This window comes from Streptomyces sp. NPDC088387 (assembly GCF_044753385.1).
Taxonomy (GTDB): domain Bacteria; phylum Actinomycetota; class Actinomycetes; order Streptomycetales; family Streptomycetaceae; genus Streptomyces.
Window position 1 is genome coordinate 358,875 of sequence record NZ_JBIVNC010000003.1, and the last position, 26,754, is coordinate 385,628.

General features: G+C 71.1%; 21 protein-coding genes and 1 pseudogene. 12 read left to right on the forward strand and 10 right to left on the reverse strand.

Going from position 1 to position 26,754, the window contains the following annotated elements; genetic code table 11:
* Positions 1-44: 44 nt before the first annotated feature.
* The 5 genes from ACIQAC_RS09810 to ACIQAC_RS09830 all read left to right on the forward strand — a co-directional run bounded on the left by ACIQAC_RS09810 (position 45) and on the right by ACIQAC_RS09830 (position 5,336).
* Complete coding sequence (locus ACIQAC_RS09810; RefSeq protein WP_402188721.1) at positions 45-1,283, forward strand: aminotransferase class I/II-fold pyridoxal phosphate-dependent enzyme; 1,239 nt, start codon at positions 45-47, stop codon at positions 1,281-1,283.
* Positions 1,237-2,319: a diiron oxygenase gene (locus ACIQAC_RS09815; protein ID WP_402188723.1), complete on the forward strand. Its 1,083-nt coding sequence runs from the start codon at positions 1,237-1,239 to the stop codon at positions 2,317-2,319. Before ACIQAC_RS09810 ends, ACIQAC_RS09815 begins: the two co-directional genes overlap by 47 nt.
* Positions 2,316-3,086, forward strand: a complete 771-nt coding sequence (locus tag ACIQAC_RS09820; protein ID WP_402188725.1) for a tryptophan 2,3-dioxygenase family protein — start codon at positions 2,316-2,318, stop codon at positions 3,084-3,086. Before ACIQAC_RS09815 ends, ACIQAC_RS09820 begins: the two co-directional genes overlap by 4 nt.
* A gap of 119 nt (positions 3,087-3,205) precedes the next feature.
* Positions 3,206-4,183: a pirin family protein gene (locus ACIQAC_RS09825; RefSeq protein WP_402188727.1), complete on the forward strand. Its 978-nt coding sequence runs from the start codon at positions 3,206-3,208 to the stop codon at positions 4,181-4,183.
* Between the two features lie 106 nt (positions 4,184-4,289).
* On the forward strand, positions 4,290-5,336 hold the full coding sequence (locus ACIQAC_RS09830) for an AI-2E family transporter (RefSeq protein WP_402188729.1): 1,047 nt from the start codon (positions 4,290-4,292) through the stop codon (positions 5,334-5,336).
* 512 nt (positions 5,337-5,848) lie between these two features.
* Here ACIQAC_RS09830 and ACIQAC_RS09835 read toward each other — a convergent pair.
* Complete coding sequence (locus tag ACIQAC_RS09835) at positions 5,849-8,023, reverse strand: SpoIIE family protein phosphatase (RefSeq protein WP_402188731.1); 2,175 nt, start codon at positions 8,021-8,023, stop codon at positions 5,849-5,851.
* Between the two features lie 192 nt (positions 8,024-8,215).
* Between ACIQAC_RS09835 and aspS the strand changes: the two genes are divergently transcribed.
* Positions 8,216-9,979, forward strand: coding sequence for an aspartate--tRNA ligase (gene aspS / locus ACIQAC_RS09840; RefSeq protein ID WP_402188733.1), 1,764 nt, complete (start codon positions 8,216-8,218; stop codon positions 9,977-9,979).
* A 93-nt stretch (positions 9,980-10,072) separates the two neighbouring features.
* Positions 10,073-10,609 (forward strand): annotated as a pseudogene (locus tag ACIQAC_RS09845) (dioxygenase); the annotation flags it as partial.
* Between the two features lie 27 nt (positions 10,610-10,636).
* On the opposite strand, the gene ACIQAC_RS09850 reads toward ACIQAC_RS09845, so the two are convergent.
* The 3 genes from ACIQAC_RS09850 to ACIQAC_RS09860 form a co-directional block, all read right to left on the reverse strand.
* Complete coding sequence (locus ACIQAC_RS09850) at positions 10,637-11,239, reverse strand: Uma2 family endonuclease (protein ID WP_402188735.1); 603 nt, start codon at positions 11,237-11,239, stop codon at positions 10,637-10,639.
* Between the two features lies 1 nt (position 11,240).
* Complete coding sequence (locus tag ACIQAC_RS09855; RefSeq protein ID WP_402188737.1) at positions 11,241-12,098, reverse strand: helix-turn-helix domain-containing protein; 858 nt, start codon at positions 12,096-12,098, stop codon at positions 11,241-11,243.
* Positions 12,099-12,597: 499 nt separating this feature from the next.
* On the reverse strand, positions 12,598-12,951 hold the full coding sequence (locus ACIQAC_RS09860) for a hypothetical protein (protein WP_402189289.1): 354 nt from the start codon (positions 12,949-12,951) through the stop codon (positions 12,598-12,600).
* Between the two features lie 348 nt (positions 12,952-13,299).
* On the opposite strand from ACIQAC_RS09860, the gene tgmC reads away from it, so the two are divergent.
* Together tgmC and ACIQAC_RS09870 are read left to right on the forward strand one after the other, a co-directional pair.
* On the forward strand, positions 13,300-14,463 hold the full coding sequence (gene tgmC, locus ACIQAC_RS09865) for an ATP-grasp peptide maturase system methyltransferase (RefSeq protein WP_402188739.1): 1,164 nt from the start codon (positions 13,300-13,302) through the stop codon (positions 14,461-14,463).
* A gap of 17 nt (positions 14,464-14,480) precedes the next feature.
* Positions 14,481-14,777, forward strand: coding sequence for a DUF6087 family protein (locus ACIQAC_RS09870; protein ID WP_402188741.1), 297 nt, complete (start codon positions 14,481-14,483; stop codon positions 14,775-14,777).
* Positions 14,778-14,912: 135 nt separating this feature from the next.
* On the opposite strand, the gene ACIQAC_RS09875 is transcribed toward ACIQAC_RS09870, so the two are convergent.
* The 3 genes from ACIQAC_RS09875 to ACIQAC_RS09885 all read right to left on the reverse strand — a co-directional run bounded on the left by ACIQAC_RS09875 (position 14,913) and on the right by ACIQAC_RS09885 (position 18,769).
* A complete protein-coding gene (locus tag ACIQAC_RS09875) occupies positions 14,913-15,278 on the reverse strand; it encodes a PH domain-containing protein (protein WP_402188743.1) in 366 nt (121 codons plus the stop codon).
* A 90-nt stretch (positions 15,279-15,368) separates the two neighbouring features.
* Entirely contained in the window at positions 15,369-17,081 is a 1,713-nt protein-coding gene (metG, locus tag ACIQAC_RS09880; RefSeq protein WP_402188744.1) for a methionine--tRNA ligase, read from the reverse strand.
* A gap of 158 nt (positions 17,082-17,239) precedes the next feature.
* The gene (locus tag ACIQAC_RS09885; protein WP_402188746.1) at positions 17,240-18,769 is read right to left on the reverse strand and encodes a VWA domain-containing protein; all 1,530 of its coding nucleotides are present in this window, start codon (positions 18,767-18,769) and stop codon (positions 17,240-17,242) included.
* A 248-nt stretch (positions 18,770-19,017) separates the two neighbouring features.
* On the opposite strand from ACIQAC_RS09885, the gene ACIQAC_RS09890 reads away from it, so the two are divergent.
* Positions 19,018-21,090, forward strand: coding sequence for a PhoX family protein (locus tag ACIQAC_RS09890; RefSeq protein WP_402188748.1), 2,073 nt, complete (start codon positions 19,018-19,020; stop codon positions 21,088-21,090).
* A 27-nt stretch (positions 21,091-21,117) separates the two neighbouring features.
* Here the strand turns inward: ACIQAC_RS09890 and ACIQAC_RS09895 are convergent, their stop codons facing one another.
* Positions 21,118-22,059, reverse strand: coding sequence for a LysR substrate-binding domain-containing protein (locus ACIQAC_RS09895; RefSeq protein ID WP_402188750.1), 942 nt, complete (start codon positions 22,057-22,059; stop codon positions 21,118-21,120).
* Positions 22,060-22,241: 182 nt separating this feature from the next.
* On the opposite strand from ACIQAC_RS09895, the gene snpA reads away from it, so the two are divergent.
* Complete coding sequence (gene snpA, locus ACIQAC_RS09900) at positions 22,242-22,919, forward strand: snapalysin (RefSeq protein WP_402188752.1); 678 nt, start codon at positions 22,242-22,244, stop codon at positions 22,917-22,919.
* 152 nt (positions 22,920-23,071) lie between these two features.
* On the opposite strand, the gene ACIQAC_RS09905 is transcribed toward snpA, so the two are convergent.
* Positions 23,072-25,006, reverse strand: coding sequence for an FUSC family protein (locus ACIQAC_RS09905; protein ID WP_402188754.1), 1,935 nt, complete (start codon positions 25,004-25,006; stop codon positions 23,072-23,074).
* A gap of 55 nt (positions 25,007-25,061) precedes the next feature.
* The gene (locus tag ACIQAC_RS09910) at positions 25,062-26,045 is read right to left on the reverse strand and encodes a hypothetical protein (protein WP_402188756.1); all 984 of its coding nucleotides are present in this window, start codon (positions 26,043-26,045) and stop codon (positions 25,062-25,064) included.
* 155 nt (positions 26,046-26,200) lie between these two features.
* Between ACIQAC_RS09910 and ACIQAC_RS09915 the strand changes: the two genes are divergently transcribed.
* The gene (locus tag ACIQAC_RS09915) at positions 26,201-26,734 is read left to right on the forward strand and encodes an SH3 domain-containing protein (protein ID WP_402188757.1); all 534 of its coding nucleotides are present in this window, start codon (positions 26,201-26,203) and stop codon (positions 26,732-26,734) included.
* Positions 26,735-26,754 lie beyond the last annotated feature (20 nt).

The following is a 26,754-nucleotide window of genomic DNA, read 5'->3' on the forward strand; positions in this document are numbered from 1 at the left end:
CCCCGGTTGCCATGGGGAGGGTTTCTCGGCAGGCCGGGGGGCTTGTGGCCGGTGTTCCCGCCATCGCCGAGGCGCACTTCCGGGCCGAGGCGTATCCGTGGGAGCCGCGGTCGCGGCCCGACGGGTTTCTCAATCTCGGTACCGCAGAGAACCGGCTGCTCGGCGACCTGCACGCCGCGTACCGTCCGCCGCCGCTGACGGACGCCGGGACGCGGTACGCCCCGCTGTACGGCACCGCGCTGCTGCGGGAGCGGATCGCCCGGCATCTGGGCGGTGGCGTTTGCCCCGAGGACCTCGTCGTCGTCGCCGGGGCGACCGCCGCGCTCGACGTGATCGCGACGGCGCTGTGCGACCCCGGGGACGGGATCGTCGTACCGACGCCGTACTACGGGGCCTTCGACACCGATCTCGCCGGCCGGTCCGGCGCCCGGCTGCTGCCCGCGCCGCCCGACCCCGCCGACGGGCACGGGCTGTCGCCGGCCGCCGTGCGCCGGGTGCTGGACGCGGCGCGGCGGGACGGGACGCCGGTCCGGGCGGTCGCGCTGGCCTCGCCCGGCAACCCCACCGGGACCGTGTATCCGCCCGCCACCCTGCGGGAACTGGCCCGCACGGCGGCCGCGTACGACGTGGATCTGATCGCCGACGAGATCTACGCCGGGTCGGTGTTCGGGCCCGGCCACTTCGTCGGCCTGCGCGAGTTCGCCGGACCCCGCGTGCACACCGTGTGGGGCTTCGCCAAGGACTTCGCGCTGCCCGGCCTCAAGGCGGGCGTCCTGCACACCCCGGACCCGGCGGTCCGGGACGCCGCCCGCGCGCTGGCCTACTTCGCGCCGCTGTCCACCCACACCCAGGCCGTCCTCGCCGACCTGCTCGCCGACCCCGGCACGGTCGCCGCGTTCCTCGCCGAGAACCGGCGCCGCCTCCGCGCCTCCTACCAGGCCGCCACGGCACTGCTGGACGCGCACGGCATCCCGTACGTCCCCGCGCAGGCGGGCTGTTCGGTCTGGGCCGACCTCGGCGCCTGGCTGCCGGGACCCGACCCGGGCTTCGACGCGGAGCGCGAGCTGTGGCGGGCGATCCTCGACCGCACCCGCGTCAGCATCCTGCCGGGCGAGGCCTTCCACGCCCCGCGCCCCGGCTGGTTCCGCGTCTGCCACACCCTCGACGCCGCCATGGTCGGCGAGGCACTGACCCGGCTCGGCCGGTTCCTCGGCACCCGACAGAAGGAGGGACTTCGTGGCGCGGGACTTCACACCGCCGGGTCCGCTCGACCGCTGGTATGAGCAGGCGGGCGTCCGCACCGGCGTGCGCCGGATGTTCCACGAGGACGCCGAGCACGGCAGGGTCCTCTTCCCGGCCGCGCTTGTCCCCTACGCCGGCCACGAGGCCGTACGGGCCCTGCCGCCCGAGCGGGTCCGTGAGCTGACCGTGCGGCACCTGTACCAGTTCCTGCTCTCCACCACGCATCTGGAGACCCGCGTGGTCAACACGGCCGCCGAGCCGATCGCCAACGGCCGCGCCGGTGGCCCGGCCCTGTCCGCCGCCCTGCGGATGGACGCCTTCAAGGTCTACTGCGACGAGGGCTACCACGCCCTCTACAGCCTCGACCTGGCCGACCAGATCGCGGCCGTCACCGGCATCCCGGTCCCCGGCTGGGACTACGGCGGTTTTGTCGAGCGGCTCCGCGAGACCGGCCGCGACCGTCTCCCCGGCGCACCCCGGCTCGCGGAACTGCTCCAGGCGGTCGTCTTCGAGACCCTGATCACCGCCGTACTGAACGAGGTCCCCGCCGACGAGACGGTCGCCGCCCCCGTACGGGACCTGCTGCGCGACCACGCCCGCGACGAGGGCCGCCACCACCGGTTCTTCGCCCAGTTCTTCAGGGAACTGTGGACCGGCCTGTCCCCGGCCGACCGCACGGCCGCCGCCACCGCCCTGCCCGCCCTGATCGAGGCCGCCCTGACCTGGGACCTCGTCCCGGTGCACGGTTCGCTGCGGCTGGCGGGGCTGGACGACGACACCGCCCGGCAGGTCGTGCACGACACATACGCCGCCGGGCCCGGCAGCCGGCGGCTGAACGAGATGGCCCGTGCCACGCTGCGGATGTGCGACGCGGCCGGCGTGTTCGACGTGCCGGGCGCACGGGAGCGGTTCGCCGCGCACGGCTTGGGCGACGGCACGGACGCCACGACCGACGGCACCCCGACGGTGGGCACGTCGGCGGTGGGCGCCCCGGCGCAAGGGCGCCGGACCCACCCCGGGTCCCGTACCCCGTACACCCCCGCACCCCGTACGACCACGCACGAGGAGCGTCCATGAACCGCAGCACCGCCACCGAGACCCTCACCTACGCCGCCTATCTGCGGCTGCCGGCCCTGCTCGGCCAGCAGGCGCCCCGGGCCGGCGGCGCGGCCCACGACGAGCATCTCTTCATCGCCGTGCACCAGGTCCACGAGCTGTACTTCAAGCTCCTGCTGACCGAACTGACCGACGCCCGCGACCGGATGCTCGCCGGTGAGACGGCCGTGGCCGTGGAGCGGATGCGGCGCTGCGGACGGATCGCGCAGACCCTGCTGGGGGCGCTCGACCTGCTGGACACGATGGCGCCGGGCGACTTCCGGGCGTTCCGGGGCGCGCTCGGCACGGCGAGCGGCGCGCAGTCGGCGCAGTTCCACGAGATCGAGGCGCTGTCGGGCCGGATGGACGTGGCCGACGCCGGGCGCGGGGCGTGGCTGACGGCCGCCGAGCGGGCCCGGCTGGACCGGCGGCTGCTGGAGCCGACGCTGTGGGACGGCTTCCTCGCCGCGCTGGGCGCGGAGGGCCTGGTGTGCGGCAGCCGTACGGAGCGGATGCGGGCGTACGACCGGATGGCGGCCGGGGACGCCGGCCCGGCGGACGAGCTGACGGCGGCGCTCCTGGAGTACGACCGGGCGTGGGCGAGCTGGCGCGAGCGGCATGTCGGGGTCGTCGTACGGCAGTTGGGCGGGGAGCGGGGCAGCGGGGGCAGCTCGGGGGCGGCGTATCTGCGCTCCCGCGCGGCGCATCGCTTCTTCCCGGAGCTGTGGGAGGCCCGCGCCGGACGGTGAGCACCGCGGAACTCGGCTGAACCGAAGGCCCGGAGGGAATGACCTCCGGGCCTTCACCGTTAGGGGTGGCAGGAAGTTCAATGCTCAACTAAAGTAGGCGTACAAAGGAGGTACCGACCATGCCCGCAGTGACCGTCGAGAACCCGCTGACGCTGCCCCGTGTGACCGCGCCCACCGACGCGGTGGCGCGCCCCGTGCTGGCCGTCACGACCGCTCCTGGCGGTTTCGAGGGCGAGGGATTTCCGGTGCGCCGGGCGTTCGCCGGGATCAACTACCGCCACCTCGACCCGTTCATCATGATGGACCAGATGGGCGAGGTGGAGTACGCGCCGGGTGAGCCCAAGGGCACCCCCTGGCACCCGCACCGCGGCTTCGAGACCGTCACCTACATCATCGACGGGATCTTCGACCACCAGGACTCCAACGGCGGTGGCGGCACCATCACCAACGGCGACACCCAGTGGATGACGGCGGGCTCCGGCCTGCTGCACATCGAGGCGCCGCCGGAGCACCTGGTCGTCTCGGGCGGCCTCTTCCACGGCCTCCAGCTGTGGGTGAACCTCCCGGCCAAGGACAAGATGATGGCCCCGCGCTACCAGGACATCCGCGGCGGCAGTGTGCAGCTGCTGACCTCCCCGGACGGCGGCGCGCTGCTGCGGGTCATCGCCGGTGAGCTGGACGGCCACGCCGGCCCCGGCATCACGCACACGCCGATCACGATGATCCACGCGACGCTGGCGCCGGGCGCGGAGATCACTCTGCCGTGGCGCGAGGACTTCAACGGCCTGGCGTACGTCCTCGCCGGGCGCGGCGCGGTCGGCGCGGAGCGGCGTCCGGTCAAGGTCGGCCAGACCGCCGTCTTCGGCGAGGGTTCGTCGCTGGTCGTCCGCGCGGACGAGCGGCAGGACGCGAACACGCCGGACCTGGAGGTCGTCCTCCTGGGCGGGCAGCCGATCCGGGAGCCGATGGCGCACTACGGGCCGTTCGTCATGAACACCCGTGAGGAGCTCCAGCAGGCCTTCGAGGACTTCCAGAAGGGCCGCCTGGGCACCGTTCCCGCGGTGCACGGGATGTCCGAGCAGGGCCCGCAGGGCTGACCGGCCCTGCCGCGGGGCCGGGTGACGGGGCGTCGGACTGACGTCCCGTCACCCACGCGGTCCGCCACCGCAGGACAGCCCGCCGGGCGCGTGGTCCGCTGGACCCGTGCTCCTGCTCCCCCTCCCCGTCCGCCGTCTCGCCGCCTGGTGCCTCGTCATCCTGCTGGTGGCAGGCGTGTTCTACGTCGGGGTCAGGCTCTGCGTCGAACTGCGCACGGCCGTCGTGCCGGTGCTGCTCGCGCTGCTCGGCACGGCGTTGCTGGGGCCGCTGCACCGGCGGCTGGTCAAGGTCCATGTCCAGCGCTCGCTCGCCGCCGCGATCACCTGTGTCGCCGTGGTCGCCGTCGTCGGCGGAGCCGTGTACATCGTGGTCTCCGCGCTGATCGACTCCGGCGACCAGATCGTCGCCTCGCTCAAGGACGCCGCGAAGACGCTCTCCGACCACTTCGGGGCGGCCGGCACCTCCCTGGACGACGTCGCCTCCAACGCGCGGGACCTGCTCGGCAAGTTCGGCGGTACGGCGGCCTCCGGGGTGATCAGCGGGGTCAGTGTCGTCGGCGAGACCATCGCCATGGCCGTACTGGCGCTGCTGCTCGTCTTCTTCTTCCTGCGCGACTCCGACCGGGCCGCGGACGCGCTGCGCGCGATGTCGCCGAGCCGGGCCGCGGACACGGTCGAGGCGATGGCGCGGCGGGCGTTCCAGGCCGTCGAGGGATTTATGCGCGGTACGACCGTGATCGCCTTCATCGACGCCGTGTGCATCACCGTCGGGCTGCTGATCCTGGACGTGCCCGGGGCCATGGGGCTCGGCGCGCTCGTCTTCGTCGGCGCCTACATTCCCTACCTGGGCGCCTTCCTCTCCGGCGCGGTCGCGGTCCTCGTCGCGCTCGCCGACCGGGGGCTGGTCATCGCCCTGTGGGCGCTCGGCGTGGTGCTCGCCGTGCAGGTCCTCGAAGGACACGTCCTGCAACCGGTGATCCAGAGCCGCACGGTCCAGATGCATCCGGCGGTCGTGATGATCGCCATCACCGGCGGCGCGTCCGTGGCCGGCATCCTCGGCATGCTCTTGGCGGTACCCCTGACGGCCGCAGCCTTCGGAGTAGCAAGCGAACTCCGCGCCCACTACGCCCCCCCGAACCAGGGCCCACCCTGACCCACGCCGCCCAGCGGCGCCCCTGACGGGGTTGTCGTCCGTCCTCGGGCCCGTCGTGGCTGGTCGCGCAGTTCCCCGCGCCCCTAAAAGCAACCCCGCCGGCCCGCAGCGGCAGGCGATCAGGAGGGCCGAGTTCTCGACGGGGGCGGCCCGTGACACCGTCAGGGGCGCGGGGAACTGCGCGCCAAGCCCCCACCGGCCCGCGGGGAATGCGGTGAGGAGGGCCGCGTTTTCGGCGCGGGTGGCCGGTGACGCCGTTGGGGGCGCGGGGAACTGCGCGATCGGCCCCCACCGGCCCGCGGGGAATGCGGTCAGGGGGGCCGGGTTTTCGGCGGGGGTGGCTGGCGACGCCGTTGGGGGCGCGGGGAACTGCGCGATCGGCCCCCACCGGCCCGCGGGGGAACGTGGTCAGGAGGGCCGAGTTGTGACTCCCTAGGGGCGCGGGGAACTGCGCGATCGGACCCGCACCCGGACCCCGGCCGGAGAGTCCGCGGGCGCGGAAGGTGCCGGCGTCAGTCCAGATCCTCCAGCGCGATACCCAGGACGCCATGTCCGTCCGGCGAGACCTCGCCCTCCGCCTCGTACAGCTCGAACCAGATGCTCTTCCCCTCACCACGAGGATCGACCCCCCACGCATGAGCGAGCAGCTCGATCAGCACCAGCCCCCGCCCCGACGACGCCAGCTCCCCCGGCCGCCGCTTGTGCGGCAGATCGTCCCCCGCGTCGGTCACCTCGACCCGCATCCGTCGCGCCCCCGGTTCACCGGTGATCTCGGCGACAAGCAGCGCATCGGTGTCGGTGTGCACCAGCACATTGGTGAGCATCTCCGACACCAGCAGCACGGCGGAGTCCAGCTGGTCCCCCGACGACCAGTCGTGCAGCAGCTCACGCAACTGCTGCCGGGCCACGGCGATCCGCTCCGGCTCGGCCTGCGCCACGGTCAGCATCGTGCGTCGGGTCCGCGGCCGCAGTACCACCGGCTCGCCCCCACCACAGCCCTCGCCCTGCCGGCACAGCAGCAGTATCGCGATGTCGTCCTCGCGCCGGTCCGCGAGCGGGCCGGTGGTGTGGTGCGACGAGGGCCCGTGCACGGCCTGGACCAGCGCGTCGGCGAGCTCGTCGAGACCGCTCCGGTGGTTCTCCAGGATCGCCCGGATCCGCTGCCAGCCGGTCTCCAGGTCGTGGCCCCCGGTCTCGATCAGACCGTCCGTGCACAGCATCAACGTCTCGCCGGCCTGGAGGGCTATCCGGGTGGTGGGGTAGTCGGCGTCAGGGTCGATACCCAGCGGCAGCCCGCCCGGCGTGGCCCGCTTCAGCACGGTGCCGTCGGCCATCCGGATCGCCGGGTCCGGATGCCCGGCGCGCGCGATGTCCAGCAGCCCGGTCGCCGGGTCCACCTCCACGTAGAGACAGGTCGCGAAGCGCAGATCGCCGAACTCCTCCTCCGCGCGGTCGATGCCGTGCAGAAAACGGGAGGCGCGCGAGAGCACCGCGTCGGGGCGGTGCCCCTCGGAGGCGTAGGCGCGCAGCGCGGTCCGCAGCTGGCCCATCAGACCCGCCGCCCGCACGTCGTGGCCCTGGACGTCCCCGATGACCAGCGCGAACCGGCCGCCCTCACCGGGCAGCGGGATCATGTCGTACCAGTCGCCGCCGACCTGGAGACCGCCGCCGGTCGGGACATAGCGGGCGGCGACGCTCATGCCGGGGATCTCCGGGCCCAGCGTGGGCAGCATCGAGCGCTGGAGACCGTCGGTCAGCTCCCGCTCCGACTCGGCGGCACCGGCCCGCGTGAGGGCCTGCGCCAGCATCCGGGCCACCGTCGTCAGCACCGACCGCTCGTCCGGCGTGAACGCCACCGGATACCCGAACGCGGCCATCCACGCGCCCATCGTGCGCCCGGCCACCGTCAGCGGCAGAAACGCCCAGGACTGGCGGCCAAAACCCTCGGCGAGCGGCCAGGTCAGCGGATAGCGGCCCTTGTACTGCTCCGGCGAGGACAGATACACCGCCCGCCCGGTACGGACCACCTCGGCGGCCGGATAGTCGGTGGCCAGCGACATGTGCGAGAACGGTCCCTCGTCGCCGTCGTCCTGCCCGTGGTGGCCGATGATCGTCAGCCGGTCGCCCTCCACACCGAAGACGGCGAGCCCGTCCGGGGAGAACCCCGGCATCGACAGCCCGGCCGCGACCCGGAGCACCTCCGCCGTGGACCGCGCCTCGGCCAGCGCCCGGCCCGCGTCCAGCAGAAACGCCTCCCGCGAGCGCCGCCAGTCCCCGGTGACCGCCCGCCGCCCGGCCGGGGTGCCCGGCGTCGGCTCGGTGACCTCCTGAAGGGTGCCGATGAGCTCGTAGGCCTTCTTCACGGGGTCGAAGGACGGCTTGGAGCGGCTGCGTACGACCCGGATGATCCGGCCCTGCTCGTCCATGATCCGGATCCGCACCTCGGCGAGGGTGTCCTCGGCGACGGCGAGCTGGATCACCCCGGTGATCTCGTTCCAGTCCACGGGGTGCAGCCGGGCCCGGGTCTGGGCCTCGGTGAGCGTGGCCGGCTCCGCGGGCAGCCCCAGCAGCCGAGCGGCCTCGCCGTCCACCGTGACCTGCCGGATCGACGTGTCCCAGTGCCAGATGCCGGTCCCGATAGCGGCGAGAACCTCACCCACTGAGGGCAGGGGCTCACCAGTGCGCATTGCCCCACTGTAAGGAGATGTGATCGAACACTGCCACTGATGTCGAACGGCGGTGGCAGGGGGAGGCCGGGCAGCGAGTGGGGGGAGGCCGGGTAATGGGGGGAAGGGCCCTTCGGGCGGCCGGTACGCTGGGGGCGACGTTTCACGTGAAACAAAAACGCCCCCCGATCCGCGAAGGCTGGATGAACGACGATGCATCGGTACAGGTCCCACACCTGCGGCGAGCTCCGCGCCTCTGACGTCGGCAGCGACGTCCGGCTGAGTGGCTGGCTGCACAATCGGCGCGACCTGGGCGGCATCCTCTTCATCGATCTGCGCGATCACTACGGCATCACGCAGCTCGTCGCCCGTCCCGGCACGCCGGCCTACGAGGCCCTGGACAAGCTGACCAAGGAGTCGACGGTCCGCGTCGACGGCAAGGTCGTCTCGCGCGGCGCCGAGAACGTCAACCCCGAGCTGCCGACCGGTGAGGTCGAGGTCGAGGTCGGCGAGGTCGAGCTGCTCGGCGCCGCCGCCCCGCTCCCCTTCACGATCAACGCCGAGGACGGGGTCAACGAGGAGCGGCGCCTTGAGTACCGCTTCCTGGACCTGCGCCGCGAGCGGATGCACCGCAACATCATGCTGCGGTCGTCGGTGATCGCCGCGATCCGCTCCAAGATGGTCGCGCTCGGCTTCAACGAGATGGCCACCCCGATCCTGTCGGCCACCTCCCCCGAGGGCGCCCGCGACTTCGTGGTCCCGTCCCGGCTGAACCCGGGCAAGTTCTACGCCCTTCCGCAGGCCCCGCAGCAGTTCAAGCAGCTGCTGATGATCTCCGGCTTCGACCGGTACTTCCAGATCGCGCCCTGCTTCCGCGACGAGGACGCGCGTGCGGACCGCTCGCCGGGCGAGTTCTACCAGCTCGACGTCGAGATGAGCTTCGTCGAGCAGGAGGACGTCTTCCAGCCGATCGAGCGGCTGATGACCGAACTCTTCACGGAGTTCGGCGGCGGCCGTGAGGTGACCTCCCCCTTCCCGCGGATCCCGTTCCGCGAGGCGATGCTGAAGTACGGCTCCGACAAGCCGGACCTGCGGGCCCAGCTGGAGCTGTTCGACATCACCGATGTCTTCGAGGGCTCGGAGTTCAAGGCCTTCGCCGGTAAGCACGTCCGTGCGCTGCCGGTGCCGGACGTCTCCGCGCAGCCCCGCAAGTTCTTCGACCAGCTCGGCGACTTCGCGGTCACGCAGGGCGCCAAGGGCCTGGCGTGGGTCCGTGTCGCCGAGGACGGCTCGCTGTCCGGCCCGATCGCGAAGTTCCTCACCGAGGACAACATCGCGGAGCTCACCAAGCGGCTCTCTCTCGCGGCCGGTCACGCCGTCTTCTTCGGCGCGGGCGAGGTCGAAGAGGTCTCGAAGATCATGGGGGCGGTGCGCGTCGAGGCCGCCAAGCGGGCCGGCCACTTCGAGGAGGGCGTCTTCCGGTTCTGCTGGATCGTCGACTTCCCGATGTACGAGAAGGACGAGGAGACCGGCGCGATCGACTTCTCGCACAACCCGTTCTCCATGCCGCAGGGCGGCCTTGAGGCCCTGGAGACCCAGGACCCGCTGGACATCCTCGGCTGGCAGTACGACATCGTCTGCAACGGCGTCGAGCTGTCCTCCGGCGCGATCCGGAACCACGAGCCGGACATCATGCTGAAGGCGTTCGAGATCGCCGGTTACGACCGGGAGACCGTCGAGGACAAGTTCGCCGGCATGCTGCGCGCGTTCCGCTTCGGCGCCCCGCCGCACGGCGGCATCGCACCGGGCGTGGACCGCATCGTGATGCTCCTCGCGGACGAGCCCAACATCCGCGAGACCATCTCCTTCCCGCTCAACGGCAACGCCCAGGACCTGATGATGGGCGCGCCGACGGAGCTGGACGAGACCCGGCTGAAGGAACTGCACCTGACGGTCCGCAAGCCCCAGCCGAAGTAGCCGGAACGGCGGCCCCTGCGGTGTTTGCGTCGCAGGGGCCCCGCCCAGCCCGCGCCCACCTGGCTGACAGGCTTCTTGCCCAGCGTCTCGCGCATGACGGAGAACGCGCGGGACAGCGGTGGATCACCGCGCCACAGACGGGACTTGACGCGCCGAAAGGTGCTGGTGGTGGGAGCGGGCGCCTTCGCGGACGAGGCCACGGTGAGCGCTGCCGAGCCCTGCTACAAACTCACCTCGGAGACCATCGAGGGCCCCTACTACATCGACGCCGACAGGATCCGCCAGAACGTCACCGAGGGCAAGGCGGGCATCCCCCTGACCCTCGCCATCACGGTCCTCGACGCCGAGACCTGCGAGCCGCTCAGAAACGCGGCGGTGGACATCTGGCAGTGCGACGCCTTGGGCATCTACTCGGGTTACGAGTCGATGGGCAACGGGAGCGACGACACCGGCGTCCACTTGGAGCCGACCGACGACGAGCGCTGTCTGCGCGGGACCTGGAAGACCGACAAGCAGGGCAGAGTCACTTTCAAGAGCGTCTTCCCGGGCTGGTACGCGGGCCGCTGCGTCCACATCCACACCAAGGTGCACGTGGATAGTGGTCCAGGCGTCGATCACGGTCGGCGTGGACCCCGAGTCGTCTGCTGCCGACTGAGGTCAGTCCGCCTGGCCCTGCTCGCTCTGGTAGCGGGGCAGGTCCTGGGTCGAGATGGTCCACTCGGCGATGGTGACGTCCTCGCCGTAGACGAAGTCCTTGCGGGTCGCGTATCGGGGGCCCTGGGGGGTGGAGTGGATATCGGTGAGGACGGCACCGGTGCCGGTGCGGGGGTCGAAGATCGCGTAGACGGGGATGCCCATCAGGGGGTAGTCGCGCAGCTTGGTGACCCAGTCGTTGTCGGGGTTGGAGCGGGAGACGACTTCGATGGCGGTGAGGACCGTACGGGGGTCGAAGGCCCCTTCACCCTCCATGTCGGCCTCGGCGATCACCATGATGTCGGGGCGGCGCATGATCCCGTGGGGGGCGTCCTCGATATCCGGTTTGCCGGTGTGGGCGACGAGTACGTCAGGCATCACCTGCTCCAGGCGCCTTCGGATGAGCGCGGCGGTCAGCTCGTGCCTGCCACTGGGCGCCCTCAGGTCGTGGACGAGCCCCTCCTTGGTGATCTCGAACGTGCCGGGCACGGTGTCGTCCGTGGACAGGACGAATGTGCGCAGGGCTCTGTAGCGGTGAGAGGTCCCACCCTGAGGCGTCGCTTTCATGTCAGACGGACTCCGGGCGGCAGTCGTGGCAGCGGCCGGGGGCTGGGGAACGGAACGCGCGGTCGCAGCCGTCGCAGTTCCGGAGCGGGTGTCTGGGCGCCGATGTCCCTGAGGTGTGAGACCTGAACGGGGGCGGCGGTGGGAGTTGTGCCGTCAGGCGGTGGGCCAGGAAGGCGGCCGGGCGGGTCAGGGGTTCTGCCGGGAGGTTCTCCGTGAGGGCGTGGCGGACGGCTGTGGGGGTGATGTCGCGCTCCAGCCAGGCGGTGACGCCCGGGGCGAGGTGTTCCGCGTCGGTGGCTGAGAGGAGCAGGCGGGGGTCCCGGCGGCGGAGGTCGCAGAGGATCTCCAGGGCTGTCTGAAGGAGTGCGGGGGACGTCGTCGAGGGCCTTGGTACCGCGGGGAGGCGTTTGCGTGGGGGCGGTTTGTCGGGGGCCGGGCGGCGGGCCGGTTTGTTGGGCGACGAGGCTTCCCGGGTTCGGTGGCCCGGTCTGTTGCGGGAGATCGTGCGGGTCACGATCCGGCCTGTGGGGGTCCGCTCGCGGCTGCGGCTGAGGTAGCCGTGGGCTTCGAGTTCGCGCAGGGCGGCGGCGATACGGGTGGGGCCCTCCGGGAAGCGGTCGGCGAGCGTCTTGATGTCGACGGCGGTGCCGGGGCGTACCGACTGGATGTACGTCGCCAGTCCGATGGCGAGCAGGGACAACTCCCTGTGCTGGGCCAGGTGGTTGCCGATCACCGTGAAGTTCTCGGTGTGGCGGGCGTTGTCGTGGACGACGCCGGAGGGTGGTTGCCCGTGAGGGTGGTTCTTGCCCGGGATACCGGGTTCGGAGCACTCGGGCGCGCTAGAGTTTTTGAAGTCCATCGGGAAGGGTCCGCTTCCTCGGTGGTCAGGCCCTCGCACTGGGATGGCAGTCCCTGCGAGGGCCGTCGCATGTCTGACGGGGGATCTTGCTGCGCTGAGCGTAAGCCACCCAACCCACCCCGAATCCAGTCCAGTTGGGCATATTCACCCGGCAGAGTGAGTTTGCTCCGCGGGAGGGAGGGGTGGGGCTTGGTGGGGTGTCTTTTCCCTGGTGGGTAGTACTTGGGGACCGCAGGGGCGACCGGAGCGTGGGGTGTCGGGCTCCGGTGACTGTCCGCGAATTGTCCGGTGCGGTCCGAGGCTGTCGAGGCGTTGCGCACGGGTGGGGCAGTGACGGGTACGTGGCAGACGACCGAGGCGGACGAGCCGGGGTGGGTGGTGGATCGCGACGACGAGTGGGGGTGTGGCCGTTGTCGCCACCGTGGGGCGGCAGTTGAAGCTGCCGCATGAGGCCGTGGGGATGCGGGCCGCCCGGACGGAGACGTCGTCGCTCCTGAGATCAGACGGTTCCCTCGATGCGTTCGAAGATGTCCGCGTCCGTCTCTCGCTGCCAGTCCGGCAGGTCGGACCAGTCGGCGACGTATCCGGGCTTGGGGTCCTCGAAGTGCTGGAACATCTGGGCGGTCCAGCAGAGCGCGACGAAGCGCCCCTTCTGCTCGCGGGAAAGCCGGGCCGCATGCCCGCCGCTGACTTTGATGAAGTCGCGCACCTGCCCGCACACGGCCGCGGCAGCTTCGCGTTCCCACGCGGGCGTCTCGTCCCACGGCGTGACGTATCCGGGCTTCGGCTCACCGCGATAGTGCTTGTTCACACCGTCGATCCACGCCTCGCGGAAGATCCGGCCGTCATCCATGCACGTGCCCCTCTCATCATGCGGTGCGCGGAAGCGCCGCGATTCGGTGATCAAGAGTCGAGACTCGGTCATCGGACATGAACGGGGCAAGACGCCCCCGCAGCCCGTCCAGCTTCCTGCCGATGAAGCCCGAATTCGACCGGTCCGCCAGTCCGAGTGCCTGCTCCGCGAAGTGCACAACCTGGTCGACGTCACGCCTGTGCGCTCCGAGCACTGCGAGGTCGCTCAGAACAGCTGCGCGGCGACGCAAGGACAGAGGCCCAACGGACAGTGGGGGTGGCTGGAGACCGAGACCGGCCTCCCGATGTCCGCTGCCTTCGCCGACCTACTCGCACAAGGAGACCGCCGATGACCGACCCGGCATCCGAGCGACGCCGCATGGCGACCTTGCTCGTCAGCGAAGGCGTCCTCAAATCCCCCTGGCTGCGTGCAGCCGTCGAGGCCGTCTCCCGCGAGGGGTTCCTCCACCCGGGAGTGTTCCTGGACGAGGGGCGGACCTGGCGGCCCGTCATCGCCGCCGACACGACCCCGGACGAGTGGCTGAAGATCGCATACAGCGTCGACACACTCACCACCCAGCTCGACGGGCGCCTTACCGCCGACCAAGTCGGCGAACCCGTCGTCGGCGTACCCACGTCCTCCTCGACCGACCCGGCCACCGTCGTCGGCATGATCGAGACACTGGATCTCGCGACGAGCCACCGAGTCCTGGAGATCGGCACGGGCACCGGCTACTCCACCGCCCTGTTGTGCCACTGCCTCGGCGAGGACAACGTCACAACGGTCGAGGTCGACGCACAGGTGGCCGCACGTGCCGATGCGGCTCTCGAAGCCGCCGGCATCTCCACGTGGACAGTGACGGGTGACGGACTCCTCGGTCACCCGTACCGGGCACCGTACGACCGGGTCGTCGCCACCTGCGCGGTCCGCCGCATTCCGTACGCGTGGATCAGGCAGACGAGACCCGGCGGTGTTGTCCTCGGCACGGTCGGCTCGTGGCCGTGGGGAACCGGCCTCGCGAAACTGGCCGTCGGCGATGACGGCACCGCCGAGGGTCCGATCGTCGGGCGTTCCTCCTTCATGCAGGCACGGGACCAGGCAGTGACCCCTGTGGCCGGCGATCTCTCCGCCCGGACCACGTACGCGGACAGCGAGCGGCGCACTCAGGTGTCTCCTCTTGTTCTGGAGGAGTGGATGCCTGCATTCCTCGCGCAGTTGGCGGTGCCCGGCGCCCAGTTCGTCCGCGCGACGGACGGCGACGGGTTGTCCATGCTGTACCTCTTCGATCCGGAGAAGGAGTCGTTCGCCGCGTTCCTCACCGACGGCGCGAGCTGGACCGTCCGCCAAGGCGGCCCGGTTGCCCTCTGGGACGACGTGGAACGTTCTCTCGTCGCCTGGCAGGACGCCGGGGCTCCGGAGATCGACTCCGTACGGCTCCGTGTGACGCCCGTGTCCCATCGGTACTGGATCGACCAAGCCCCCTCCCTGCGCTGGGAACACCGGATCGTCTGACCCACTACGCTCGGGACATGGACGACGAACCGCTCTCCCAGTGGGCCGAGCGTCGCGACGCGCGGATCGGGCAACTCCGCGCCGTACCCCTCGTGAGCGGCGACGGCCCGAGGGCAGCGCATCTGAACCCCGATGCGCCCCGTGCGATCCAGCGGTGGAACGGCCATCTGTGGGAGGCGCACGGCTTCGCGGCGAACCTCGCGGAAGCACGGCGCATCCTGTTTCCCCACACCGAGGCCGCGGCCACTCCTGAGGCGTCACCGAAGCTCGGTCCCGGGACCGGTAGACATCGGAAGCCTCCGACGCCCCGATGACTCAGCGGGAGAGCGGCAGCCCAAGCGGTACCTCTGAACCTGGCCGAGACCGAGCCTCGCCCGCCCGGCGTGGTCACCTTCACGGCTGGCGCTCCGCCGACGAGTGGGGGGCGTCCCGGTGCCCGGTACCTGGGGTCAGCGGGCCACGAACTGGGTGAGTATGGCCTGGACCTCGTAGATGTCCACGCCCTTGGTGAAGGTCTTGGTGATGGGGAGCTGGGTGCCCGAGACCCAGATCTTCAGTTCGGCGTCCAGGTCGAACGTGCCGGCCGTCTCCACCGCGAAGTGCGTGATGCTGCGGTACGGGACCGAGTGGTACTCCACCTTCTTGCCCGTGATGCCCTGCTTGTCGATCAGGATCAGCCGCCGGTCGGTGAACAGGATGGTGTCGCGGATCAGCAGATACGCGGCGTGCACCTGCTCGCCCTGGCCCAGCAGCCGGGCGAAGTCCTGCGCCGCCGACGCCGGGTCTATCGCGTGCGCGTTTCCGAAGAGTGCCATGGTGGTTCCCCCCACTCGAACGTCGCGTGGTCTCTGCGCACGCGATCTTGGCTAGATATACCGGCTGAGTGGGGGGTCCGAGAAGGGCTGTTACGCGGCTGTTTCGCCGCCGAAGCGGTCCTTGTACGCGGCCAGGTCGTCGTCCGTGAGCTTCGCGAAGAGCACCGGCGGGACCGTGAACGGCGTGCCCGGTGCGACCAGCGTCAGGGACTTCGCCTCGGACTCGGTGATCCACGTCGCCGTGTCGTCGGGCAGGGCGAAGGCCGCGCGCATGGCCGCCGACGAGGACGGGATGAAGGGCTCCGAGACCACCGCGTACAGGTGGATCAGGTTCATCGCCGTACGCAGCGTCAGCGCCGCGCCGTCCTTGTCGGTCTTGATCTCCAGCCAGGGGGCCTTCTCCTCCAGGTAGGAGTTGCCGGCCGACCACAGCGCGCGCAGGGCGGCGGCCGCCTTGCGGAACTGGAGGGACTCCATCTGCGACTCGTACTCGGCGAGGAGACGGGCGATCTCCCCACCCAGCTTCGCCTCCGCCTCGCCGGGCTCGCCGCCCGCCGGAACCTCGTCGCCGAAGCGCTTCTTCGAAAACGACAGGACGCGGTTGACGAAGTTGCCGAGCGTGTCCGCGAGGTCCTTGTTCACCGTCGCCGTGAAGTGCTCCCAGGTGAAGGAGGAGTCGTCCGACTCGGGGGCGTTGGCGATCAGGAAGTAGCGCCAGTAGTCCGCCGGGAGGATCTCCAGGGCCTGGTCGGTGAAGACACCGCGCTTCTGGGACGTGGAGAACTTCCCGCCGTAGTACGTCAGCCAGTTGAAGGCCTTGACGTAGTCGACCTTCTTCCAGGGCTCCCGGATGCCGAGCTCGGTGGCCGGGAACATCACCGTGTGGAACGGGACGTTGTCCTTCGCCATGAACTGCGTGTAGCGGACGTCGTCCGACGACTCGTACCACCAGGACTTCCAGTCCCCGCCGGTCGCGTCCGCCCACTCCTTCGTCGCGCCGATGTACTCGATCGGGGCGTCGAACCAGACGTAGAAGACCTTGCCCTCCGCCGCCAGCTCCGGCCAGGTGTCGGCCGGGACCGGGACGCCCCAGTCCAGGTCGCGGGTGATCGCGCGGTCGTGCAGGCCCTCGGTCAGCCACTTGCGGGCGATGGAGGAGGCGAGCTGCGGCCACTCCTCCTCGTGCGCGGCGACCCACTCCTCGACCTCGTTCTGGAGCTTCGACTGGAGGAGGAAGAGGTGCTTGGTCTCGCGGACCTCCAGGTCCGTGGAGCCGGAGATCGCCGAGCGCGGGTTGATCAGGTCGGTCGGGTCGAGTACGCGGGTGCAGTTCTCGCACTGGTCGCCGCGGGCCTTGTCGTAGCCGCAGTGGGGGCAGGTGCCCTCGACGTAGCGGTCCGGGAGGAAGCGGCCGTCCGCCGGCGAGTAGACCTGGCGGATCGCGCGCTCCTCGATGAAGCCGTTCTCGTTCAGCTTCCTCGCGAAGTGCTGGGTGATCTCGCGGTTCTGCGGGCTGGAGCTGCGGCCGAAGTAGTCGAACGCCAGTGCGAAGCCGTCGTAGATCGCCTTCTGGGCGTTGTGCGCCTGGGCGCAGAACTCGGCGACCGGGAGGCCCTGTTCCGCCGCGGCCAGTTCGGCCGGGGTGCCGTGTTCGTCCGTCGCGCAGATGTAGAGGACGTCGTGGCCGCGCCGGCGGAGGTAGCGGGAGTACACGTCCGCCGGGAGCATGGACCCCACCATGTTGCCCAGGTGCTTGATCCCGTTGATGTACGGAAGGGCGCTGGTGATGAGGTGTCGAGCCATCGGGGGCTGCTCCCAGGTCGGTCTTCTGGTGGTGCGCGAACCTTGAAATCGTAGCCGACACGGGTGGGCCGCCCGCCTCTCGTTTTACGGGGTGAGAGGGGGCGGCCCTTGGGGTTCGGGTGCCGCGGTGCGGGTGCCGAGGTGGGGGGTGCGTGCGGCTACGGGCGCCAGGTCTTCAGGACGCCTTCGTAGAGTTCCGTGTCCGTGAGCTCCAGGGGGGTCTCGCCCGCGAGGAAGTACGAGGTGTTCGAGGTCTTCAGCTTGCGGAGGTAGTCGAACGCCTTGTTCTCCGGGTCGCCGAACGCGACGAACGCGAAGTGGATCTGCGGGTGGGTCTTCGCGGCGTCGGTGAGGGCCTGGGTGGCCGGGGTCTTGGCGTCGGGGGCGCCGTCCGTCTGGAAGACGACGAGGGCGGGGTCCTTGGTGCCGGATTTCTCGTAGTGGGCTACGACGTCTTCCACGGCGGCGTGGTAGCTGGTGCGGCCCATGCGGCCCAGGCCGGCGTGGGTGTCGTCGATCTTCGATGCGTGGTCGGGGAGGGTGAGGTCGGCGGTGCCGTCGACTTCCGTGGAGAAGAAGGTGACGTGGACTGTGGCGTCCGGGCCTGCGGGGTCCAGGTGGGCCGCGAGGGCGAGGGTCTGGTCTGCGAGGGCCTGGGCGGAGCCGTCCTTGTAGTACGGGCGCATGCTGGCGGAGCGGTCCAGTACGAGGTACAGGGTGGCCTGTGTGCCGGTGAGGTTGGTTTTGGTGAGGGTTTCTGCGGCGGCGTTGTAGGCGGTGACGAGGGTGGGGGGCAGGGTGGCGTCGGCCTCGGCTTCGCCCTCGGCCTCTTCGTTCCCACCCGCACCACCCGTGACAGTCTCGTTGTCGGGTGCGGGTGGCCCCTGTGGGGGGTTCTCGCCGTCGGCGGCTGCGGGTGCGGCTGCCGCGACGGGTTCCGGCTCCGCCGGCTTCTCTTCCACGACCACCGGGGCTTCTTCCACCGGTGCCGGTTCCTCGACGACGGTCGTCGGTTCCTCCACGACCGGCGTCGGCTCCTCCGCCGCGGGCGTCGGCTCCGGTGCGGCCGGTTCCTGCGCTTCCTCGACCGGGGTCGCCTCAGCGACCGGGGCCTCCTCGACCACCGAGTTTTCCGCGACCGGCTCCTCGACGATGGCCGTCGGCTCCTCGGCCACCGGCGTCGCATCGGCCACCGGGGCCTCTTCGACCACCGGGGTTTCCGCGACCGGCTCCTCGACGGCCGGCACCGCCTCGGCGGCAGCCGGCTCCTCGACGACCGGCGTCGCATCGGCCACCGGGGCCTCCTCGGCCACCGGGGCCTCTTCGACCACCGGCGTCACCTCGGCCACCGGGGCCTCCTCGACGACCGGCGTCACCTCGGTCACCGGTGTCGTATCGGTCGCCGGTGTTGTCTCCGGTGTGGGCTCGGGGGTCGGGGTTTCCTCGGCTTGGGTGGGGCGGGGGACCGTTACCTGGTTGAAGGCTGCCGCCACCAGGTCGTGTTCGTCCGGGGACGCCGCACGCGGCTCCGGGACGTGGGTGGTCGTGGGGGTCGGTTCCGACGACGGGGTCGGGATGGTGGGCGTGGGACTCGTCGGCGCGGGCCGCTGGTCCGCACCCTCTGCTTCGGCGGACCGCGCTTTGCGCGATCGGCCGAATGCGTTCCGCAGGAGAGTGAGAATGCCCATGTGCGCAACCCTTCGGGTGAGTTGATCCCGTCAATCCCTGGCCAGGACGGACACGTAAGGTTAGCGGCCCCGGAGGGTGATCTTGGGGAGGGTTGGTACACCCGCCCCTGACTCTCTACGCGCCTAGCGGCAACTGCCTTACGGCTACCTTCGGTTCACGCCTCGTTCACTCAGCGGCTCCGCTCCCGCACAAACATCCTCATACCGTCCGTCACGCTGGATACAAGGGGAAGCAAGGGGAGAACAAAGTGCGTAAGCAGTTGCCCATCATCAGTACACCGTCCGATTTGCATCCCGGCGGCCGTTCCGCCCTCACCTGCCGGTTCCGCTGTGGCGACGCGTGCTTCCACGAGGTGCCGAACACCACCACGAACCCGTACGTCGGAGACGTCATCGCCTCCGCGCTCAGCCGCCGTACCGTCATGCAGGCCGCCGCCGTCGTGACCGCCGCAGCCGCGGCCGGTACCGCCGCGTCCGTGGCCGCGGCCCCCGAGGCCGAGGCCGCCACGGCCACCGGGTGGCACAAGCCCGGCCGCGACAAGTCCGCCCGCGGTCTGCGCTTCACGCCCGTCGAGCCGAACACCGCCGACACCGTCACCATCCCCGCCGGTTACAAGCAGAATGTTGTAATTCGTTGGGGTGAGCCGATCCTGCGTGGCGCCCCGGCCTTCGACCCGAACAACCAGACCGCCAAGGCCCAGGCCGGGCAGTTCGGGTACAACAACGACTTCCTCGCGCTGCTGCCCGTGCCGGGCGAGCGCCACCGCCAGATCCTCGTCGCCAACCACGAGTACACCGACGAGATCCTGATGTTCCGCGCCTACGATGCCAACAACCCGACCCGCGAGCAGGTCGAGATCGCCTGGGCCGCGCACGGGCTGTCCGCCGTGGTCGTGGAGGGCGACGGCAGGACCGGCAGGCTCACGCCCGTCCCGCGGCACTCGCTCAACCGCCGGGTCACCGCCACCACCGAGTTCAAGGTCACCGGCCCGGCCGCCGGCTCCCCCCTGCTGAAGACCTCCGTGGACCCGACCGGCACCAAGGTCCTCGGCACGCTCAACAACTGCGCCGGCGGTGTCACCCCGTGGGGCACCACACTGCACGGCGAGGAGAACTTCAACCAGTACTTCGCCAACGCCACCCGCGACACCGACAAGCGCTACGGCCTCGGCACCGGCGCCTCCGAGCGCAAGTGGGAGCGTTTCGACAAGCGCTTCGACGTCGCCCAGGAGCCGAACGAGCCGCACCGCTTCGGCTACGTCGTCGAGCTCGACCCGTACGACCCCGACTCCAAGCCCCGCAAGCACACCGCGCTCGGCCGCTTCAAGCACGAGGGCGCGACCGTGCGGCTGACCGACGACGGCCGGCCGGTCGTCTACTCCGGTGACGACGAGCGGTTCGACTACTTCTACAAGTTCGTCGGCAGCAAGCGGATGAAGAAGGGCAGCAGCCGGTCGGTGCGCGAGCACAACCTCTCGCTGCTCGACGAGGGCACCCTGTACGTCGCCAGGCTCACCGGTGACTCCCCCGCCATCGAGATCGACGGCACCGGCAAGCTCCCGAAGGACGGCGAGTTCGACGGGTCCGGTGAGTGGATTCCGCTCGTGACGGCCGGTTCGAAGGGTGCTGTCTCGCACGTCGAGGGCATGTCCGTCGACGAGGTGCTGGTCTTCACGCGGCTCGCCGGTGACAAGGTCGGCGCCACCAAGATGGACCGGCCCGAGGACATCGAGCCGAACCCGCACTCCGGCAAGGTCTACGTCGCGCTGACCAACAACACCAACCGCGGTGTCGGCGCCAACGCCAAGGCCGACGAGGCCAACCCGCGCAACGCCAACAAGCACGGGCACATCCTGGAGCTGACCGAGCGCTGGAACCGCGCCGAGAGCACCCGGTTCGCCTGGACGCTGTTCCTGGTCGCGGGCGACCCGGAGGACCCGGCGACCTACTTCGCCGGCTTCCCGAAGGACGACGTCAGCCCGATCTCCTGCCCGGACAACGTGGCCTTCGACAGCCACGGCAACCTGTGGATCTCCACGGACGGCGCCCAGCTCGGCTCGCACGACGGCCTGTTCGGCGTCGCGACCCGCGGTGACCGGCGCGGTGAGCTCAAGCAGTTCCTGACGGTGCCGAAGGGCGCCGAGACCTGCGGTCCGCTCGTCCAGGACCGCCGGGTGCTCGTCGCCGTGCAGCACCCGGGCGAGCTGACCGGCGCCACCGCCGAGAAGCCGCTCAGCGACTGGCCCGACGGACCGGGCAGGCTCAACCGTCCGGCGGTCGTCGCGGTGTACCGCGCCGACGGCGAGGACATCGGCGTCTGATCCCACCGGGGGGACCGGGGACGGAGGTCAGGGGAGTGCTGGGACCGGCGGTCGTTCGCCGTCGTGTTCCAGCCACTCCCGATACGCCGGTGCCTGCTGGGCACACTCGCGGTACGCGTCCTCCAGGGCCGGGAAAACGCCCTCCAGGTCCGTCTCCGTACGGGCCGTGAGGAGCAGCCGTACGCCTATCGGGTCGCCGTGCAGGCGCCGTACCGCCGTCTCGGGGCCCGAGGGGCGGGTCGGCTGGCAGACGGTGACGACCTCGCCGGTGGCGACCAGGGCGGTGGCCGTGTGGTAGTCGCCGTGCAGCACGTGCGGGCTGACGCCGACGGCACGGAACATCCGCTGTACGGCGTCCCACTCGCCGTCCACCGACGGATCGATCATCCACCGGTCGCCGGCCAGGTCGCGCAGGTCGACCTCGGACTTCGCCGCCGCCGGATGGTCGGCCGGCAGGGACACGAACTGCGGTTCGCGGTCCATCAGCACCCGGGTGCGCAGCTCCGGCGGGATCCGCAGGGGGCTGCCCTCGACCTCGTGCACGAAGGCCACGTCCAGCTGGCCGTCGGCGACCATCCGCAGCAGGACGTTCGGGGAGACGCTCATGTGCAGGGTCGGGTCCTGGCCGTGGCCGCGCAGCCGGCGCAGCCAGCCCGACAGGGCCCGGCTGGCGGTGGAGCCGACGCGCAGTTGCGGGCCGCCCGCCGCGGCCGCCCGCGCCTCGCTGACCAGGGAGCGCATTTCGGCCACCAGGGGGCGGGCGCGGCTGAGGACCAGGCGGCCCAGGGGGGTGGGGCGGCAGCCGGATCTCGCCCGCAGAAACAGCGCGCCGCCCAGTTCGTGCTCGATCCGTCTCAGCTGGGTGCTGAGCGAGGGCTGGGCGACGCCCAGCTGACGGGCGGCACGGTGCAGGCTGCCGGTGTCGGCGATGGCGCACAGCGCGCGGAGGTGTCGCACCTCAAGGTCCATGCTCTCGGAGACTAAAGCGGACTCACAGGTTTCACCAGACGCACAAATCCGCTCTGAACCTTGCCAATTGGGGCCCCGATAGGGCGGGACTATCACCTGTTGCCATCATCCCAGGGGTCCCGGCTGCATCGAAACTTCCGTGTTGAACGAACGACTCGATCCCCCCACCCCTGGAGTCTTCGATGCGAGTACGCATGTCCTCGACCGCCCGGACCGCCACCGCGGTCGCCCTCGGCATGGCAACGGCCGGGTTCGGAATGACGGTTCCCGCCGCCGCGGCCCCCGCGCCGGTCTCCGCCACCCCCGCCCACGCCGGCTTCACCGGCCCGTCCGCGGAGTCGGACGCCACCGAGGCGTTCTTCCAGGCGGTCCTGAAGTCGGCCGCCGAGAAGCGGGCCGCGAACCCCACCTCCACCGCGGCCGTGACCGTCGTCTACGACGCGTCCCGTGCCCCCAGGTTCAGCGCGCAGATCTCCCGCAGCACCCAGATCTGGAACAGCGCGGTGACCAACGTCCGGCTCCAGCAGGGTTCGGGCGCCGACTTCACCTACCGCGAGGGCAATGACCCGCGCGGGTCGTACGCCTCCACCGACGGGCACGGCAGAGGGTACATATTCCTCGACTACGCCCAGAACCAGCAGTACGACTCGACTCGTGTCACCGCGCACGAGACGGGGCATGTGCTGGGGCTGCCGGACCACTACTCCGGGCCGTGCAGTGAGCTGATGTCCGGGGGCGGCCCCGGCACCTCGTGCACCAACTCTCAGCCGAACGCCGCCGAGCGGGCTCGGGTGAACCAGTTGTGGGCCAACGGGTTCGCTGCCGCGCTCGACAAGGCGCTGGAGAAGAGCGGGCGCTAGCTTTTTCGGCGGCGGCGGCGGTGCGGTCGGTAGGTTGTCCGGCTGACGCGCCGTTGTGGCTGGTCGCGCAGTTCCCCGCGCCCCTGAAAAGCCTTGCAGGCACCCCCCACCAGATGCGGCCGTCCCTCTTGAGGGGCGGCCGCGTCGGTGTGTCAGCGGGGGGTCGCGATGGCTCTTGCCGCCGCCACCTCCTGGCGGAGGGGTTCCAGGACCGAGCCCGAGGGGCCCGTGAGGTCGGTGCGGACCGATTCCAGGACCTCGGAGTCCCGTAGGCCCTGGGAGAGTTCGGTCAGTTGGAGGGTCACCTGGTCGATCTCGGCCTCGGACGGTGGGGCGGCGCCGTGTTTGACGCGGACGCGGGCCGCCGTCGTGGCGTCGACGATGCGTTCCACGGCGACGGCGAGCGGCCACCAGGCGGCGGCGTGCCGGCCGGTGGGCGGCGGCTCGGTCAGGGCGCGCTGGAACTCCGTACGGATGACCGAGAGGTCGCGGTAGAGGCGGCGGCGCATCCGGGCGCGGGCGGCCGGTTCGGTGTCCTTGCCGAAGGCCGTCTCCACATAGCGGGCCGTGTCGGAGACCGCGTCCGCGAGCCGGTCGCCGACGCGGGCGTGCCAGCTCTCCGGCCACAGCAGATAGCCCGCGATCAGCGCGATCGCGCAGCCCATCAGGGAGTCCACGAGGCGGGGCAGCAGCAGGGCGGTGCCCTGGCGGTTGAGGGTGTCGGAGAGCAGCAGGATGACCGGGGTGATGGCGGCGGTCTGGTAGCCGTAGCCGCGGGGGGTGAGGGCCGGGATCAACGGCGCGAGCAGCAGCATCACCGGTACGTCCCACCAGCCGCGCGGCACCTGCGAGAGCACCGCCGCCGCGAGCACCAGACCGGCGACCGTGCCCAGCGCGCGCAGCAGCGCCCGGGAGAACACCGAACCGAAGTCGGGCTTGAGGACGAACGTGATGGTCAGGGCGACCCAGTAGGAGCGGGGCACCGGGACCAGGGAGACCAGGGCCTGGGCGATGCCGATGCACAGGGCGAGGCGCAGTCCGTAGCGCCAGGAGGCGGCGGACAGCAGGACGTTGCGGGCGGCGCGGCCGGCCCGGACGCGCAGGGCGGCGGGGCGGCCGAGACGGTCGTCGATGCCGCCGGCGTCGAGGTCGGGCCTGGCGACGACACCGGCGGCGTGGCGCAGCGCGTGGTCGACGGCACGGGCGGTCTCGGTGACCGGGACCGGCAGGTCGAGCCCTATGGGGCCGCTGTAGCCGGTCTCGACGGCCTCGGCGAGATGCCGGACCGCGGCGGGGACCTCGGGCGGCAGCGGGGTGCCGGAGAGATGGACGGCGGGGGCGGCCTCGATGACCGGGGTGACGGCGTTCAACTGGGCGAGCAGCCGGATCAGTTCGGGGCTGCGGCCGTGGTGGCGGGTGCGCCGGGCGAGGACCAGGTCGTAGGCCTGGTTGAGGGACTGCGTGGAGGCGTGGCGGGCGTCGTCGTAGGAGAGCAGGGGGTTCTCGTCGAGGAGGTCGGCGACCTTGCGGTAGGTGTCTGCGACGGCCGCGCGCTCGGGCACGCCGGACCGCAGCGGCCAGGCGAGCAGGGCGAGGAGCAGTACCTGGAGGCCGCCGCCGGCCATCAGGAGGGGCGCCACCCACCAGTCGCCGGGCATCGGCAGTCCCGCGCCGATGACGGTGTTGAGGAGCAGAAGCAGTCCGGATACGGAGGCCACCGCGCCGATCGTCGAGATCATCCCGGAGAGCAGCGCGACGGCGGTGACCGCGGCGACGGCGAGCCAGCCGTGGCCGTAGGTGAGGGAGCCGAGGGTGACGCCGATCGCGCCGAAGAGCTGTGGGATCGCGATGTTGAGGATCCGCATGCGGTAGGCGTCGGCGGTGTCGCCGATGACGCCGGAGAGGGCGCCCATGGAGGCGAGGGCGCCGTAGGCGGGTTCGCCGAGCGCGAGGCCGACGGCGAGGGGGAGGCTCATGGCGATGGCTGCGCGGGCCACGGCGGGGCGGTTGATCGGTGCCTGCTGGGTCTGGAGGTTCCGGACCAGCCAGTCGGGTGGGGTGAGGCCGATGGGGAACTCTCGGGGCATGGGCACATTATGGCCACGTGGGGTGAGGGGGGGGTTTGCGCAGTTCCCCGCGCCCCTAAAGGGTTGTTGGTTGGCCCTCGGGTTGGTGGGGGCTTGTCGCGCAGTTCCCCGCGCCCCTGAGGGGTGGTTGTTCGGGTGCGGGCGGGTGGGGGTGTCTCGCGCAGTTCCTCGCGCCCCTAAAGGGTTGTTGTTTGGCCTCGGGGCGGTGGGTGTAGTGGGTGGTCAGGGCTGCTGTCAGGCCTAGGGCTACCAAGAGCCAGGAGGCTGTGCGGAGAGTTGTGGTGAGGGTGTCGTAGACCGCGGCTGTTGCGTCCTGGGGGACGCCCGGGGGGAGGTCGGAGAGGGTGAGGTGGCGGCCCAGTGCCACCGCGAGGCCCAGGAGGGCGCCGCCCAGCGCGGTGCCGAGGGCCGTGGCGGTGACCGCGCGGCGCCGGCACGCGGCCAGCGCGATGCCGGTGACGGCGAGCACAACGGCCGCCAGCGGCAGCCAGAACGCGGCGAATTCCAGCACGTGGAGACCCTTCCGCAACGGGGCGAGATCCTGCGCCGGCAGAACGGCGACCGGAGTGTGTCCAACGACCGCGCCGCTCCCCAACGGCACGTTGTCCTCGGCGAGCTGACGCTGCACCGCGGCGGCGACCGGCGCCAGGTCGACGACGACCGGCTCCCGGCTTCCGCTGTCCAGGGCGTGCAGTATGGCGTGATGAGTGGCCCGGTTCGCCTCGTCCCAGCCCAACCGGAACGCCTCGGTCCGGGTGAACGAGCGCACCGCGTCCCGCAGGTACGGCGCCATCGAGCCCGCGTCCGCGCGCTCCGCGATGCCGTCGCCCACGGTGTCCGCGACCACGTCCCGGACGGCCGGGTCGGCGGCCAGCGGCGCCATCGTGCCGACGTAGCGGCCGGTGTCGGCCAGCCCGTACACGGCCCACGCCGCCAGCGCCCCGAACGGCACGAGGAGACAGGCCAGGGCGATCAGCGCGGCCGAGAGCGCGCCGCGCAGGCGCGGGGGGTACGGGCGATACGGGGGACGCGGAGGCACGTGTCCAGGCAACGGCCCGGCGGCGGGGGCCGCGAGCGCAGTACGGCCGGACGGGCGAACCGCCCACGACCCTTGGCACCACCGGGCCGCGCCCGTTCCGGTGGAGGGTTCACCCGAACGGGTGTTTCCTGGTCGTGGGGAGAAGGAGGCCGATCATGCGAACCACTCCGGCCCTGCGGACCCTGACCGCGGCCCTGTTCACCGGCTCGGCCCTCGCGGCCGCACCCATGGCGTTCGCCGACGTACAGCGCGGCAGCGGCGGCTCCCAGAGTTCCGTGTGGGGCACCGTCGTCTCCCGCACCGACCTGACCCTGCGGCAGGCGCCGACCACCCACTCACCGTCCGTCGGACAGGCGTCGCCGGGCAGTGAGGAGCGCGTCGGCTGTGTGGTCCGCGGACAGAGCGTCAACGGAAACCCGTACTGGTACTGGCTCGTGGAGTCACAGGCGTGGGCAACCGCGGCCTTCGTGGACACCGGCGGACGGTCCGTGCCGGCCTGCGACGACCCGTGCCCGGTGTGGCGGAACGGCTCCTGGACCAACTGGAACGACCCGTACTGGGGCGGCTCGTCCGGGAGTTCGGACCCGGCGGACACCTGGACCTTCTCCGGCTCCGGCTCGATCGACATCGACATCGACATCTCCGGATCGTGGAGCTGGAGCGTGACCGGGTCCTCGTCGGACGGCTGAGCCGCGCTCGGTCGTCCGGT